General features: G+C 48.5%; 16 protein-coding genes and 1 pseudogene. 3 read left to right on the forward strand and 14 right to left on the reverse strand.

The genetic code is table 11. The annotated features are described in order from the left end of the window. Positions 1–3: 3 nt before the first annotated feature. From ACFQ0N_RS21625 to ACFQ0N_RS21645, 5 genes are all read right to left on the reverse strand, one after another. On the reverse strand, positions 4–846 hold the full coding sequence (locus tag ACFQ0N_RS21625; RefSeq protein ID WP_379330059.1) for a carbohydrate ABC transporter permease: 843 nt from the start codon (positions 844–846) through the stop codon (positions 4–6). 13 nt (positions 847–859) lie between these two features. Continuing rightward, positions 860–1,723 (reverse strand): carbohydrate ABC transporter permease, encoded by an 864-nt coding sequence (locus ACFQ0N_RS21630; protein WP_379330061.1) that lies wholly within the window; start codon positions 1,721–1,723, stop codon positions 860–862. An 87-nt stretch (positions 1,724–1,810) separates the two neighbouring features. Continuing rightward, the gene (locus tag ACFQ0N_RS21635; RefSeq protein ID WP_379330063.1) at positions 1,811–3,157 is read right to left on the reverse strand and encodes an ABC transporter substrate-binding protein; all 1,347 of its coding nucleotides are present in this window, start codon (positions 3,155–3,157) and stop codon (positions 1,811–1,813) included. A 16-nt stretch (positions 3,158–3,173) separates the two neighbouring features. Then, the gene (locus ACFQ0N_RS21640) at positions 3,174–3,581 is read right to left on the reverse strand and encodes a secondary thiamine-phosphate synthase enzyme YjbQ (protein ID WP_379330065.1); all 408 of its coding nucleotides are present in this window, start codon (positions 3,579–3,581) and stop codon (positions 3,174–3,176) included. A 71-nt stretch (positions 3,582–3,652) separates the two neighbouring features. Continuing rightward, positions 3,653–4,792, reverse strand: a complete 1,140-nt coding sequence (locus ACFQ0N_RS21645) for an SIS domain-containing protein (protein ID WP_379330067.1) — start codon at positions 4,790–4,792, stop codon at positions 3,653–3,655. A gap of 230 nt (positions 4,793–5,022) precedes the next feature. Here ACFQ0N_RS21645 and ACFQ0N_RS21650 point away from each other — a divergent pair, with 230 nt between their 5' ends. Then, positions 5,023–5,781, forward strand: a complete 759-nt coding sequence (locus ACFQ0N_RS21650) for a GntR family transcriptional regulator (RefSeq protein WP_379330069.1) — start codon at positions 5,023–5,025, stop codon at positions 5,779–5,781. A 141-nt stretch (positions 5,782–5,922) separates the two neighbouring features. Here ACFQ0N_RS21650 and ACFQ0N_RS21655 read toward each other — a convergent pair whose 3' ends face one another. The 7 genes and pseudogenes from ACFQ0N_RS21655 to ACFQ0N_RS21685 form a co-directional block, all read right to left on the reverse strand. After that, a complete protein-coding gene (locus ACFQ0N_RS21655) occupies positions 5,923–6,579 on the reverse strand; it encodes a GAP family protein (RefSeq protein WP_379330071.1) in 657 nt (218 codons plus the stop codon). Further along, complete coding sequence (locus tag ACFQ0N_RS21660; RefSeq protein ID WP_379330193.1) at positions 6,579–7,349, reverse strand: MerR family transcriptional regulator; 771 nt, start codon at positions 7,347–7,349, stop codon at positions 6,579–6,581. Before ACFQ0N_RS21660 ends, ACFQ0N_RS21655 begins: the two co-directional genes overlap by 1 nt. A gap of 79 nt (positions 7,350–7,428) precedes the next feature. Then, a complete protein-coding gene (locus ACFQ0N_RS21665) occupies positions 7,429–7,671 on the reverse strand; it encodes an L-rhamnose mutarotase (RefSeq protein WP_379330195.1) in 243 nt (80 codons plus the stop codon). A 78-nt stretch (positions 7,672–7,749) separates the two neighbouring features. Continuing rightward, entirely contained in the window at positions 7,750–8,583 is an 834-nt protein-coding gene (locus tag ACFQ0N_RS21670) for an amidohydrolase family protein (protein ID WP_379330073.1), read from the reverse strand. Between the two features lie 2 nt (positions 8,584–8,585). After that, the gene (locus tag ACFQ0N_RS21675) at positions 8,586–8,738 is read right to left on the reverse strand and encodes a hypothetical protein (protein ID WP_379330075.1); all 153 of its coding nucleotides are present in this window, start codon (positions 8,736–8,738) and stop codon (positions 8,586–8,588) included. Positions 8,739–8,854: 116 nt separating this feature from the next. Then, positions 8,855–9,019, reverse strand: a pseudogene (locus tag ACFQ0N_RS21680) (CoA transferase); the annotation flags it as partial. Then, positions 8,988–10,169, reverse strand: a complete 1,182-nt coding sequence (locus tag ACFQ0N_RS21685; protein ID WP_379330079.1) for an ABC transporter substrate-binding protein — start codon at positions 10,167–10,169, stop codon at positions 8,988–8,990. The pseudogene ACFQ0N_RS21680 and the gene ACFQ0N_RS21685, both read right to left, overlap by 32 nt. Positions 10,170–10,834: 665 nt before the next feature. Between ACFQ0N_RS21685 and ACFQ0N_RS21690 the strand changes: the two genes are divergently transcribed. Next, the gene (locus ACFQ0N_RS21690; protein ID WP_379330080.1) at positions 10,835–11,629 is read left to right on the forward strand and encodes a DUF2935 domain-containing protein; all 795 of its coding nucleotides are present in this window, start codon (positions 10,835–10,837) and stop codon (positions 11,627–11,629) included. A gap of 33 nt (positions 11,630–11,662) precedes the next feature. Here the strand turns inward: ACFQ0N_RS21690 and ACFQ0N_RS21695 are convergent, their stop codons facing one another. Further along, complete coding sequence (locus tag ACFQ0N_RS21695; RefSeq protein ID WP_379330082.1) at positions 11,663–12,685, reverse strand: TIGR03943 family putative permease subunit; 1,023 nt, start codon at positions 12,683–12,685, stop codon at positions 11,663–11,665. Positions 12,686–12,704: 19 nt separating this feature from the next. After that, the gene (locus ACFQ0N_RS21700) at positions 12,705–13,598 is read right to left on the reverse strand and encodes a permease (protein WP_379330084.1); all 894 of its coding nucleotides are present in this window, start codon (positions 13,596–13,598) and stop codon (positions 12,705–12,707) included. Between the two features lie 268 nt (positions 13,599–13,866). Between ACFQ0N_RS21700 and ACFQ0N_RS21705 the strand changes: the two genes are divergently transcribed. Continuing rightward, positions 13,867–15,123, forward strand: a complete 1,257-nt coding sequence (locus ACFQ0N_RS21705; protein WP_379330086.1) for a plasmid pRiA4b ORF-3 family protein — start codon at positions 13,867–13,869, stop codon at positions 15,121–15,123. Positions 15,124–15,138: the final 15 nt, after the last annotated feature.

The raw sequence follows: 15,138 nt of genomic DNA on the forward strand, positions 1-15,138 counted from the left end.
TCCTTAACCTTTGACAGAACCGCTGACCAATCCGTCGATGAAATATTTTTGCACCCCGAGGAAGAACAGGATGAGCGGTCCGATCATAATAACCGAGGCGGCCATCATCAACCCCTGATTCGTATTGTACGTGTTGTTTAGCGACAGGAAGCCAAGCGTTGCTGTAAAGCTCTCCTGCCCCTGCAGAAAGGTTGACGTAATCAGAAATTCATTCCAGGCGGAGATGCCGACAATGATGCTGACGGTCAACAGGCCCGGACTGACAAGCGGCAGCATAATTTTCGTAATCAGCTGCATTGTATTGGCCCCGTCAATCCTCGCCGATTCTTCCAACTCGCCCGGAATATTAATGAAGAAGGTTCGCATCAAAAACGTAGCAAGCGGCATATTGACAGCGGATAAAATGAAGCCGACAGCAAATACATTGCCGAGCAGTCCCAGCTTGGCCATCACAAAATAAAGCGGAAACAGAAACAATTGAATCGGCACTGTCATCGCAATCATGAAGTAGACCGTGATCAGCCCTGTGCCTTTAATTCGTCTGCCCGCCAGAACATAGCCGGCCAAGGCTGAAGCAATCAGCACAATAATGATCGTCGTGCCCGAGAGCAGCACACTATTGATAAAGCCTGTGCCGAAATGCGCCGCCTTCCAGGCATCCGCATAGTTGGAGAAATGCCAGGATTGCGGCAGTGACAGAGGGTTTTTGACGATAGAGCGCTGATCCTTGAAGCTGTTCAGCAACACTAATGACAGCGGCAGCAGCGCCGATATAGCAAATACAATCAGAACGGCATGCGATACCAAAGCCGATTTTTTCTTTTTTGCCGCTAGGCTTTTACTCATGGACAACACCCCCTCAGCCTTTTAGCTCGTTCTTGCTTAACCAGATATAAAGGCATGAAGCGAGCAGACCCAACAGGCTCATGAAGATCGCTACCGATGCCGCTTTGCCGACCTGGAACGCGGAAAATGCAAACGTATAGGCATAAGTGCTCAGCATTTCAGTCGAATGGGCCGGACCGCCCCCCGTTAATAAATACACATAATCGAACGTCAAGAACGAGAAAATAATAATCATGACGAGCATGATACTGAATGTAGGCTTAATCGTCGGAAAGTAGACATACCTGAACATCTGCCAGCCATTGCATCCCTCCAGCTGCGCAGCTTCAAGCTGCTCCTTCGGCGTCTGGCGAAGCGCCGCCAAATAGACGACCGTCAGAAAGCCCCAGTAATGCCAGATATCAACCGCAGCTACTGCATAAAGCGCTGTATGGACGGAGGACAGCGGCGACGTGACAGGCAAGCCGAAGGCCGTCTTCAAATAACCGACGACGCCCGATACCGGATTAAAAATAATGTTCAACCACAGCATTGCGTTCGTTGCCGGCGCCAGTACATAGGGGAACAGAAAAATGAGCTGGTATACGCTTCTGCTTTTTTTGCGCTTTAGCAGCAGCATAGCGGTCAATAACCCGATGACTACCGGGATCGTAATAAACAGAACTGTCCACTGCGCGTTATTGAAAATCGACTTCCAAAAAATTTTGTCATCGAAAATTTCTGCAAAATTTTGCAAACCAATAAACTTCGGAGCAGTCGAAACGCCATTCCAGTCTGTAAATGCTGCCAGCAGTGTCATAACGCCGGGAATAAACACGATGAGCAAACTGATCAGCACGGACGGAGCGATCAGAATATAATTTATCGATTTTCTCATCTGCAACTCTTCTCCTCTACACCCGCTTAAAGAAAGAGCAGGGGATCGTACTTATACTTATCGCACAAGCCATCCCCTGCTGAGAATTTACTGTGCAGGCTTTGGAATTGGTGGCACCAAACCTTTGGCAGCATCATTGTCGAATTCAACCTGCGCCTTCTCCATTAACGCCCCGCTTGTCATCTGTTCCTGCCAGACGGAATCGATATCGAGAAATACCTGCTTGGCTGCCGGCGGAAAGAATACGCCTGTGTAGTAACCGAAATGACCTTTATTTACGCCTTCGATCATGTCGTAGATGCTTTCAGCGTACAGCTTGGACAGCGTCGGCATTTTTTCAATATCCAGCTTCAAGTCTTTCAACGGCACGCCCCAATAGCCCGGCCATTCAGCGGTCATCGCATTCATGAATTCATTCGTCATCATCATGTCCAGCACCTCTGCCGCTCCGTCCTTATGCTTGGAGTTGGCATTGATTGACAGCGATGCCGTAACGCCGAGCGTATAGTCGGGCTCATCCGGCGAGCCGCCTGCCGTCGGGAATGGAATAAAGCCCAGGTTGTCTACAATATCGTCTGTGAACGATTGGGCCGCAAACTGAAACACAAGCGACGGGCCGAAGAAAAATGGCGCGCGTTCATCTGCCAGCAATTGAATCGATTCGTTGAAAGTCAGATTCGTATAGTCGTTGCCTGCAAGGTAGCCCTTCTTGTACCATTCGGCCGATTTATCAATTGCGCTTACAATCGCAGGATCCGTCCATTTTCTGCTGCCGGTCAAGGCCTCGTACACTGCATTCCGGCCGGCAAAATGGGTCAGGAAGATGGAGCTGTAGTTCTCGTTAACCGGCTTCCAGCCTTTATTTCCCGTCACAGAGGCATACATGCCCTTGGCCATAGCCTCGTCCATAATTTTCTCGATTTCTTCGATTGTCTTGGGAACTTCCCAATGGTTATCCTTCAGCACTTTTTTATTGTAAAAAATGCCTTCCGTATTGAGTGAATTGCCCAAGCTGTACAGCTTGCCATTTACGGTGCCGGATTCGTATACCGAATTGATCAGCCGGTCCTTCCAGCCGTATTTCTCGGCATAGGTGTCCAAAGGCTCAATCTTGCCCGCCTCCGCATAAGGAATAACAAAGGAAGGGCCAGAGCCGTAAACAATATCCGGTCCTTGTCCAGCCGACAGCGCAACAGATACATCTTTATCAACGGAATTGCGGTATTCAATGACCAGCTCATACTTGTCCTGCGAATTGTTGTACTTGTCTACCAGCACTTTCTTTAGCGTCTCCTGCTGCTCAGGCGCCGCTCCCCAGAACCAGAAGGTCAGCTTTTCTTTCCCTTTACCCGCATTGCCGCCGTTCGAAGAGCAGGCTGCCAGCATCGACATCATCAGAAGCAAGCCAATCGCGATTTTCCATCTCTTATTCATTGCGTCTCCCCCATTATTATGAGTCAGCTTGAATTTTCACAAAGTACTCTCTGTTTCTTGGCCCATCGAATTCCAGAAAATAAATGCCTTGCGAATGTCCCACCAGCAGCTCGCCCTGATCGATGATCAACGTCATCGTCACCCCGATCAGCGACGATTTGATATGCCCGGCTGCATCCTGCGGCGTATCATGCTGATGTTTGAAATCAATTCTCGTCGGAATGATTCGGCATATTTCATCCTGCAGGTCTTCCAGGCCGCGCGGGTCCCAAAACGACGTGATCGTCAATCCGGCTGTCGTATGCGGAGTAAATATGGTACAGGTTCCGCTTGCGACACCGCTTTCCTTCACGAACTGGACAATCTCATCATTAAGCTTGACGACATCTCTTGCTTTCGTTTTCAACTTAAAATTTTTCAGCATAAGTTCTCCTAATGATTGAATGTTCAAAAAGTTGGATTTTCACTATTTGAACAACCTCTATTATTGGTTAATTAATCGATAATAATTTCACTATTCTTCACAGCATAGCCATCGCGGGCGAAGCTCCAGTTATCCTTCGTTCCTCTCCCATCATCTTCGCCAATAATGGTGGCGATATACCCGCTCAAAAGCGCTGCAGGAACGAATTGCGTCAGCGGAATCGTGACCGGGTAACTTGTCTTAGGCGTAGCGACGACAACGCATTTTTCCGGGAAATCGGAACGGGCCGCATCGGATACGACCAGCAGCGGTCTGCCGAGATCGTCGGCGGCATGCCTGATCGCTTCCTTCGCCCGGGACAGTGCCGGGTTGGTCGAATTGGCAAACATCACGGTGCCGATCTTCTCGTAGTTGCGCATAAAGAAATTAAGATGGAGCCACTCTTCCGAATTGATATGCATCGCATACTTGCCTGCTGCCTCGAACATCTTGGCGTGGCCATACCATGCAGCCGCATAATCGAAGCCGGCGCCGGTAAAATCAAACGCTTCCATATGCGCCCATTTTGATGATAACTCGGCAATCGAAGCATCGATTTCCGGCAGCATGCTCTCCAGAGCGTCCGCTTGAGCGGTGATGTCGTTCCGGTAGCTCATTGCCTGGTCCATCGTATAACAGCCGCGAACTTCCCCGAACCGGATCGCCAGCAGCAGCAAAGCCAAGACCGAAACCATATAGCTTCTAACCCCCGGCGCCGGCTCGAAGGCTGGAATATCCACATCCAAAACTTTCTGGCTGGATATGCCCAGATAGGAATCCCGCTTGGCGGTTATGCCTAAAGTCAGAGCGCCGTATTTGTTCGCCCGCTCTACAGACTCGCCGACCCGCGCTACGCTTCCGGAATGGCTCACCGCAATGACGAGCGGATTGTTGGGAGAAAAGCCGAGCTGCTTTTTATGATATAGTCTGGCCAGCTCGATCGAAGTGACGACCTCTGTCGGAATTCCCGTCAGCTCTTCAAAAATATGCTTCGTTGCCAAGCCTGCGGCATACGAATCCCCGCAGCCCGTTAAAATAATCCGCTGGATCGAGAAAATTTCCGGGGTCGTCAAAACCTTCCTTGTTTTCGGTTCCAAATCTTCATACTGCTGCCTGATTAGCTCCGGCAAGCTAAATACTTGCCTTCTCATCGCATTATCATAGTTGCCCAATGATACATCCCCTCCTGTGTTAAAACCATGCTGTTGTCTAACTTGTATTGAGATTAACACAAGCATACATGTAAACGCAAACATTTTTTTGAACCGACTTTCCGAAATCTGTTTCTCCCCTTGTAAATGCTGAAAAAACAATTATTTTATTTTGTTTTACTTTTTAGGCGGATCATTGTATTGTTTATATATAGATACAAGTTTACTTAACGAAAAGGAAGAATGCGCCGATGAATAAAAATACACTGACCATAAATATTGATAAAAGCTCGCCGATCCCGATTTACTATCAGGTGGCTTCAAGCATCCGGGACCGGATTACAAATCATGAGTGGGAAGTGAACGAAAAAATCCCGTCCGAAGCCCAATTAACAGAAGAATACGGGATAAGCAGGGTAACGCTGAGGAAGTCGCTGGATGCTTTGCATGCCGAGGGAATTATTAAAAAGGAGCAGGGAAAGGGCGTTTTTGTGCAAAAAAATCCGCAGCCGATGCTGCACGATTTCAGTCTGCCTTTAACGCTTAGCAGCCGCATGCAGGAAAATGGCATTAGTGTCACGCCGCTCGTTATCACTTCCCACATTTCAGAACCTGTCCCCTATATTAATAAAATACTGGAGCTTGATGAAAAGGAGCCGCTTGCCTATATCAAGCGGGTATTTATATTGAATAATAAGCCGATTGGCTTAAACAACTCATGGCTATCAAGCAAAAAGGTGCCCAAAATTACGGAAAACCGGCTGATTGACAATCATCTGAGCCTGACGCTCGCTAATGTGTACAACTTGAAGCCGAAAAGCATCGAGAACTCCATTCAGTCGATCATTCCCGATGCTGCCGATATGAAAACATTGAATATTCATTACCTTTCTCCTGCCACACTCATCAGAAGCACATCGTATTTGGATGATGAGACGCCTTTGGAATATTCCATGACGATTTGGCTGGGAGACCGGGTAAAATTCAATTTAAATATTACGAACGATTAAGAAGAAACGGCTGACGCCATCCTGGCGCGAAGCAAGTTTCTTCCCTAGAAATATAAGCTGTGTATAAGGTGAAACTTATACTTTCTTATATTTTAAACAAGCAGTATGCTTAAGACGCCTTTCGCAAAGCAGATTGGCGTCTTACAGATTATCAATGCTATTCAGCAACAATATTAAACCGACAATGCACATGACCCAGGAAAGCGCCGAGCCTGTGCTGCCGGCAATTTTCACCCGCAGCTTCTCCAACATGCGCTGCATCATACGTCCGAACAGTGCATGCAAAAGAAGCAGCACTAACGGCGGCAAAATCATAATAAAGTTATAAGCTGCCAGCATAGGCACCCACTGGGCGACGTTTAATTTAGCAGTCGTCATCAGTCCGATCGCTGCGAAATAAGGAAGTGCTGTCGCCACTTCAATGAGCGATGTCGTCAGGCCAAGCCCTACCATCGCGCCGATTCGTTTCGATTTTGGACGCCGCGGCTCAGCACTTTTCTTGTTCGGCACATAAAAACTGGCTATGAACAATCCTCCGCCGATAATCGCCATCGCCCAGCTCACCGGCCGGCTTTGAAAGAGCTCTGCCGCAGCTTCCAATATCGCTTCAAAACCAAGCATAAGCGCGGCGCCAACAAGGAAGTAAAACAAAGCCACTGTCGCCAAGTAGGCAAACAGCCGCGATACAAGCCGTTCCTTCACGGTCAGCAATAAGTAGACAGTAACGCCCAATGTCGCCGGGCTAAGCGTATCCAGCACAGACAAAGCCCCTACGGATAGTAAAAGTTCTACAGACATCACCGTTCCCCCCGCTCAGACGTTTGTCCTGCTTTGCCTGCTGTATAGATAGCAAAGGCTTCCTCCAGCAGCTCAAGCACCTCTTCCTCAATCGGGTACAGGCCCATCCTCTCCGACTGATCCGCAGATTTGCGAATTTCCCACAGCTTCTCGACAAAGGCCTCTTCCCCGTCAAAATCGGCAATACGCTTCTCATCCATCCGGCCGATAATGCGCTGCACTTCAGGTGATCCCGGCCCTTCGTTCATATTTTGTTTGAGTTGGCCAAGCAAGGCGATCCACTCCAACGAATCCGGATCGTCGCGATTCATATTCGGAAGCAGCTCCAGCAGCTCCCGCTCATGTTCTTCAAACATTTGTTTGCGGAACGCTTGTCTTAGCGCGGGCGGATTTTCCGATAGCCGGATCAGGTTTTGGATGACCGGCCAGCTTGTCTCTCCTTCTACTGCCATACTGTTCAGCAGCCCGCGCAGCGCAGCTTCCATTTGCTTCAGCTTCTCCTGTTCTTGAACAACAAACAGCAATTGCTTCTGCAAGCTCGTCGCCCAATTCCATTCCCGGTCGGCAAGCATTTCTGCAATTTCCTGCAAGCTGAAGCCCAGCTTTTTCAGAAACTGAATTTGCTGCAGCTTCATGAGCTCCTCCTCCCGATATAGCCGGTGGTTCCCGGGCGTCTTCCCCGAAGGAGCAAGCAATCCAATCTGGTCGTAGTATCGCAATGTGCGTACCGTAATTCCCGTCTGTCTGGAAACTTCTTTAATCGATATCAGCTTAAGCACCTGCTTTCCAAATCTGCCTACCGATCATTATACAAAATGACGTCGCGTCACTTTCAAGCTCTAATATTTTTTAATGGATTGTTTTTGCAATGTCCCAATGTTGCACGCCGCGACATTCCCCGGGAAATTTCATAAAACCATAGACCGGCTTTCGCCTTTGGACAATTGACCCGGAAATTTCGCGCCGTCGGCATAGACATATTCCGGCGTGCCGGACAGAGAGCAGGAAGCCATCCTTGTAATAGATGGAATAATTTCTAATATTGCATTCCTTGATCATGCTCAGCACCGCCGGCCAAGCGTTAGCGTGCAGTTCTTTTTATTCCGCGAGCTTTTCCGGTTCTACGCGAATTACGCTGCCATACCGTTTTGCCTTCATATCAGATCCCATTTACAGGTTATAAAATGCAATGGCCGTTCCGCCCAGCACGCGATCGATTTCTTCCTGTGTGCGCCCTTCCAGCGCTTTGTTCGTCTCCGCCCACACTTTAGCGTAATCGCCAGCTAGATTGGCTACCGGCCAATCGCTGCCAAACATCATCCGCTCCGCGCCAAAATGTTCAAAAGCGAAATCGATGTACGGCTTAATATCCGCCGCTGCCCAACGCTCCCAGTCCGCTGCCGTATTAAGTCCGGATATTTTGACGTGCACCTGCGGGTAAGCCGACGCCAGCTTCATCTCTTCCGCCCAACGGCCCATTTGCTTCTCTTTAATCGGCGGCTTGGCCAGATGATCGATTACGATTCGCAAATCCGGCACTTTTTCGGCCAAGGCTGGCACATGCTTCAGATGGTTCGGGAAGACGGCGACAACGTCGAACGTGAGACCGAAGGAAGCAAGCTCTTTCAGCCCTTCGATTACTTCGGGGCGTACGACCCAATCGGGATCCTGCTCCTCGTGAATAAGATGGCGAACGCCTTTAAATAGCGGGTTTTTCGTATAATGCGCGAGCTTGCCCGCGGCTTCCTCCGGCCGATCGAGCGGCACCCAGCCGACTATGCCGGCCACCCAATCATATTGCGCAGCCGTGGCCAACATGTAATCCGTATCTTCATAGGAATCCATCGACTGGATGATGACCGTTTTGTCGATGCCCGCGGCTTTCAGCAGCGGCTCAAGCTCGGGTGCTTCAATCGTCCGATAAATCGGCCCATAGGAAGGAACCAGCCAGGGATAATCCACCTGCTCCAAATTCCAAAAATGCTGGTGCGTATCAATTTTCATTCTTATCGCTCCTTTGCATTCAGATTAAACTCTTTAAGCACAGCTTCATTATGCTCTCCTACCCGCGGCGCAGCCTTGTCTGCTGTAGGTGTAGCGCCGTCGATGCGAATCGGACTGCGCACCAATAATCTGCCGGCTCGAGTATGGAAAGCCACTGTTCAGTCGTTCCCGCCAGCAGATGTGCTGCAATAATTCGTTTGATCTCATCCCGCTTCGTCGACCATTCCTGCGCATTAGTATAGCATGCCAGTTCCGGACAGCCCAGCAGCTAGTCATTGGTCAAATTATTCAGCTGCAGCTGCCGGCAAGCGTCTCTGCTGCCCGGACGGTCGATTTTGATGACCCGCGCTCCCAGATCAGCGAGCCTGAGCGCAGCCGAAGGCCCTGACAAAAACTGCGAGAAATCAAGCACCAGCAATCCATCCAGCAGCTTCATCCGTGCCCTCCTCTAACGATTCGCGGTACAAACGATCCATTTGCTCAAGCACTTGGAGCGGATCGCCGCCGCCCCGTATATAGTCGCGCACGACATCTCCGGCATGATCCTGAAAGTGGAAGTAGCCGCTGTAACGCGGCCGCATATAGGCGCGCTCCAAGGCTGGCAGCGTATTGGCAAAATAATGATGCGACCGCCGGTTCACTTCCTCGTCAAGCCATGCCGACCGATGCCCTGGCTGACCGCCGCTTTCAACATAAATGGTTTTTTGAATGTCCGGGCTCGCCGTAAATTGCGCATAAGCAAGCGCCATATCCAAATGCTTGCACGCAGCCGAAATTGCCAGCCCCGTGCCGCCCAAGGTAGATCGCAGCTTGCCGTGGCCGCCAATATCCACCATATCGGTCGCAAACAGCAACCGGCGGGAATAGCCGGTTCGCGAATAATTGGAATAGCCATAGGCGAACGGGCAATAGTAAAGATCATCGCGCGCCGCCATCGCTTCGTACACTTTGATCGGGTTCCAGTCCAGCATTTCCGGGGTGCAATAACAAGTCAGCTCTCTCAGCTGCTCCAGAACCTGAACACCCATCTCTTGACTGACCACGCGCTCCCTTCCGGCAAAGGGCTCTTCACCTTGCGTAACGCAAAGCATATACAGCTGCATGAGCGTATCGATGGGAATGCCAGCAAAAGCCACCTTTCCCTGGCGGGCTATAGCGAGCAGATCATCCCAGCTTTCCGGCAGCGCCAGACCGTCGCGCTCAAATAAATCCGGCCGATAGGTGGCGACCGGCGCAGCCGCGTCAACTGCGAGCGCACTTTGACAGCCGTCAAAATTGTAGCTCATATGCGACAGCCCAACCGAATTGGCGGCTTGATCCTCTATAAACGCGCGCGGCAAATGCTGCTCCAATGGAACAAGGATCCCTTGATCAGCAGCGAAACCAGCCCACGGATGATCAATGATCAACAAATCATATTGTTCAGCAAGCACCCGAATCGGATAATCCGCAAACGCTTGCAAAGAGCGTTTGTCCCAGCTGATCTCTACATCGGGATGCAGCTCCATAAACCGCTGCGCAGTCGCAACAACAGAAACATAACCCCTTGAATGATTCCAGGTGATGCCGCGAAGCTTACTCGTCATACGCATCTCTCCCTTTGTATCTGGTAGTACCAGGGTACCGCGATTTCACTTTAGCATACAAGTCTCAAATTATTAAATGTACCGGGGGCAATTGAAAGCAGCGTGCAGATGCGCGCAGATTTGCTGCGAGCGCTGCGGGCGAAGGATGAAAAAAAAGTGAAAGAGTCCATCCAAGCATTTTTCAAAAACTCGAAAAAATTTTACGATACGATCATCCGTTAATGGCTCTCTATCCTACTTTCGTAAAACAGTAAAAAGAAGCTGCCATCTTGAGGCAAGCTTCTTTTTTTGCGGTTTTGCATATTGATTATTTTGCAGTCGTAATAAAAATACAATATTTGGTTACTCTAAGATTGAAATTTCGAAGAAAGGAAATTGTGATGAAACTATTAATTCCTCCGCTCGAGCCTCCAAGAACGAAGCAGCCGCAAAAATGCCAGAACTGTTTATGGGGACGTTGGGATGGCATGAAACAATTTTGCTCGAAAATCAACTGTATAAAAGAAAAATAACTAGCGAGAGGGGCGGCGTCATCCTATAAGGATTTCAAACTGGCCCCTCTGACTCCGTATGGACACGCATAACGAAATAAATTCATATCGCAAAATATCATCTAATATTTTGTATGGATGGGTCAATTTCATATGTGACGGAGGAGAGCTATATTGTCCAATGAGTTTGTTGTGCGTTCATTAGATGAAATCAGGTTTTGGTCCCGTATTATGAAAGAGCACTCGTTTTTTCTTAAATTAGGATTCCGATGCGAGGATACACAGTTAATTGCAGAAGCAAATGAATTTTACGCCGTGTTTGAAGAAATTGAACGAAAATCTCATGAGTATACGGCGAACACGGATCCGGAAACGATTAAAAGCTTTAATGCAGAAGTGCATCGCGTAGTGTCCTATATTTGGGCCTTTAAAAGAAAAGTATTAGGCTTGGTATTAAGTTGTCAAATGCCGGGGGCTAACAATTTCCCCTTATTGATCGACCATGTGAGCAGAGAAGCGTTTTATTTCAGAAACCGGCTGGAAGAACTGAATGCCGGAAGATTACAGCCCCTGCCTGACGCTATTATCGATGAAAATGTATTTTTCTTGCGAATTATGGCCGACCACTCCAAGTTTATCGGCCATCTGCTTGATCCTTCCGAGAGGCAGCTGGTGGAACAAGCGCGGAACTTCAGCTTTGATTTCGATCAATTGTTAAACCAGGCCAGAGATCTGGACTCCATGCGCCCTCAATCGCAAACTGCTCCGCTTCTTGACCAATTTTTAGACCAAAACCGGATTTCAGTGAAGTCTCTGCGAGATTTCAAAAAGACCGCCAAGGATTTGATCGACGCTTGCCGTATTAAAAGCATCATTCATCCTTTGCTGGCAGATCATGTGTTCCGTGAAGCGGAAAGGTTCCTTTCCATTATTGACATGCTTGAAGGCAGTCTGACAAAAAAACATTGAACGCAGCGGAGTCGACGTCCCCCCTGAAAGCATTCACTCCTCAAGCATCTGTTCAAAATAGTCATAATCGGGATATACATACGGCGACTCCGGACTGGCGATCTTTTCAACCTTGTCAACGGCCAGCTCCATAATTTCGCGATCGCGGTATATCGTTGTCCCCAGCTTCCCGGTAACGCGTACCCATGTATCGTTCGTCAAGTTCTTTCCTTCCTTATACTTAACCAGCATACCGTACGGCTCTGTATCAGCCGCGCAGCACTGCATCGCCAGGCGTGATACGACAAATTGCTCGGCAGACATATCGTCCTCACGATATACAAAGCCGCTAATTTCAATGGTTTTCCCCATAAAATTTTCGGTATACAGATCGAGTGCCGTCAGCACCTCCATGAAGCCGCGCTCTTCCATTACGATCTTGTCCTGGCCATACAATTTACGGCCCAGATTGGCATGCATATTCGAAAACTCGTCATAAGGAAACAGCTTCGCCAGCGGGTCGGGATCCGCATCCGCTTCGGGAGCGGTATCCGGCTCGGGAACGACATCCGGTTCGGAAGCGGAATCTGTGTTGTCAGAAGCAGCCTCGTTTTCTTGGAAGCTCTTCTCTTCTTCAGGCTCGGGGTCTAGGGGAGCCGCCTCCCTGAAGGCGGGAGCGGTCTTGACTGTACTTGCTGTACTGCCGCTTGTGGAGAGATTGATCCCTTTTAACGCTGTAATATTGCTGCCTAATATGGCATCTGAAGTGAAAAATCCTAGCACCAAAGGCAAAATGAACATGCTGTACATAATCGCGCTTTTTCCCCACGATGGTGCAGTATGATGATTGCACCCGCACTCATTCTGTTCGGGAAACTGATTTTGCACGGCGATAAAAAGCATGCAAGCGGCAATGCCCAACAAAACCAGCGCCGATAGCTTCACATAGAGCTCGGTTCGCGGAGCAATGTAATATTGGAGCTTTCCATCCTGCACCAGCCTGACAATCAGGAAGGACAAGCTGCCAAGCACCAGCGAGCGCAACAAATAATGAACCGTAGCCGCTTTTACTTTCATGTTCAGATCAGCCTCCCTACTATAAATGAAATACCTCTCCTACTATCATCGAGCCTGCAAGTACAGCAATAAAAATGAGCAAAGAAAGCAAAATCACAAATTTCTTTTTGAAGACAGCAAACAGCATTAACGTACTTTTAAAATCCAGCATCGGACCAAACACAAGAAATGCAAGTATGGAGCTGCTTGAGAAAAGTGTCGCAAATGATGAGGCGACGAACGCGTCAGAGGTCGAACAGAGCGACAAAATATATGCAAAGCCCATCATGAAGAGAACGGAGCTCCACTCGGATTGTCCGAGCTCAAGCAGACTGCTTCTCGGCAGGAAGCTTTGAATGGCTGCGGTCAAAATGGAGCCCAGCATAACGTACTTGCCCATATCAAAAAATTCGTTGCCGGCATGGTCAATCATCGCCAAAAATTTATTTTGGCTTTGCGCGCTGTGATGATGGTTATGTAAAACCTCATGCTGGGGAGCCGGCTTTAGCGGGTTTCCTTTCATAAACAGATAGACAATACAACCAAGCAGCACCCCGACAACCAGTGCCAGCCCCATGCGGGAATAAATCATTTCCGAACGATTGCGGAAAGCGACATAGGTCGCTGCCAGCACCACCGGATTGACAATCGGGCCGACGACGATAAATACAATTCCGACGTACAGCGGCATTCCTTTGGTGATTAACCTTCTCACAATCGGAATGAGCCCGCATTCGCAGATGGGAAACAAAAAACCGAGTATGCAGGCAAACGGTATCCCTAGCAGCGGATGGCGCGGCGTATACTTGCGAATAAACGATTCCGATATAAACAAATGCATAAAAGACGAGACGATAACCCCTAACAGCAAGAAGGGCAATGTCTCAAGCAAAATACCGAGCAATACCGTTTTAAAAGTGATAAAGGATTGCAAGCCTACTCCTCCTATAATCTAATGCCCCTTTGCTATAAGTAATAATTACTATTTTACAACCTGGTCCAGGGAGCAATCGTCTTCACAACTGAAACAAAGTGTAATAGTTACGATTATACTTGTCAACTTTAATTTGTACAAGCAAAGAATGGACGAAGGGTTTTTGCTCTGATATCCTTTAGCTATATATTAGCTGGCAACTACAAGGCGAGGAAGAGTTATCGCTTGCTTGCAGACTTATTCGGCTCGAGGGGAGATCGTGGATTTTATGCCAAAAAGTATAATCACGGAAGAGGAGATCGCACCCATTGTAAAAGATTTTGTCGCCTATGCAGAATATGTGGAAAAACATCCGATTTTGCTTACAAAATCACAGCAATGGCTGCCGCGCAAAGCTTTGCAGGCAATTAATGAACGGATGGCAGCGCCGGAACAGCAGGTTACAGCCTATTCCGATCAGATTTCCTATCCACTGCTGCATCTATTCTACCATTTAGGGCTAGCCGCTAAACTTTTTCGAAAAGAACAGCAGCCAAAAGGCCAACAGGCATTGCTCCCAACAGAACGGCTGCCGCTTTTCTACCAGTTGACTACTGCTGAAAAATATATGGCTTTGCTCGAAACACTCTGGATCGATTGCGATTGGGAAGATATAAGGGGAAAGGAAGCAAGATCCGGTATGTCTATTATTGTTGATCTGGTATTTCGGGAATTGGAACAAGTCCCGCCCGGAAATACGATTGTAGCAAGTAAGGATAAAAGCGGATCATTCTTGCATCTCTTTAGCAATTTTGGTTATTTCGTTCATTACTTCTGTTATTTCGGTTTCTGGGAGATGACAAAAGACGAGGAAAAGTCTGCTTTGTTCGGAAAATTTCATTATGAAGTCAAGACGCTCACCCCCGCCCCGTTGTTTTATTTTCTTGGTATAGAGCTTTATTATTCGAGAGAGCTTAGCTACTGGAATCTGGCTATGCGGCGTGAAAAAGGCGATTTGCGCGGCAATCCAGGAGAACCGCTGCCAGGCGACGATGAGGAATGGGAGCCCGAGCTTTTCATCGATGCGATGACTCACTATTTCCCAAAAGGAGAACTGGTACAATCTTTGCCGAGAGAAACAAGCGCATTTTTTGACGGGACTTATGTGCTGAAGATTGCCCTCCGGCCAAATTGCTGGAGAAGCATCCAGCTTTCCTCACACTTCACACTATATGATTTGCACATGGCGATCCAGGAAGCTTTCGAGTTCGACGATGACCACCTATATGCCTTTTTCATGGATGGGAAGACTTGGTCGTCCAAATACGCTTTCTACTCTCCTGATGCAGGCGATACTCCGGTTGTAACCGATGTTCGTCTTGGAGAGCTCAATTTATCGGCTGGGCAATCCTTTTTATATCTTTTTGATTTCGGCGACGAATGGGAATTTACAGTAACAGTAGAGGAATTATTGACCACCGATACACGGAAAGCAAAGCCTCGGACAATTGAAGAGAAGGGAAAATCGCCCGCGCAATACTATTAAAGGAATATTGCCGCC

Origin of the sequence: Paenibacillus sp. GCM10027626 (assembly GCF_042676285.1) — a bacterium.
Taxonomy (GTDB): Bacteria; Bacillota; Bacilli; order Paenibacillales; family Paenibacillaceae; genus Paenibacillus_Z.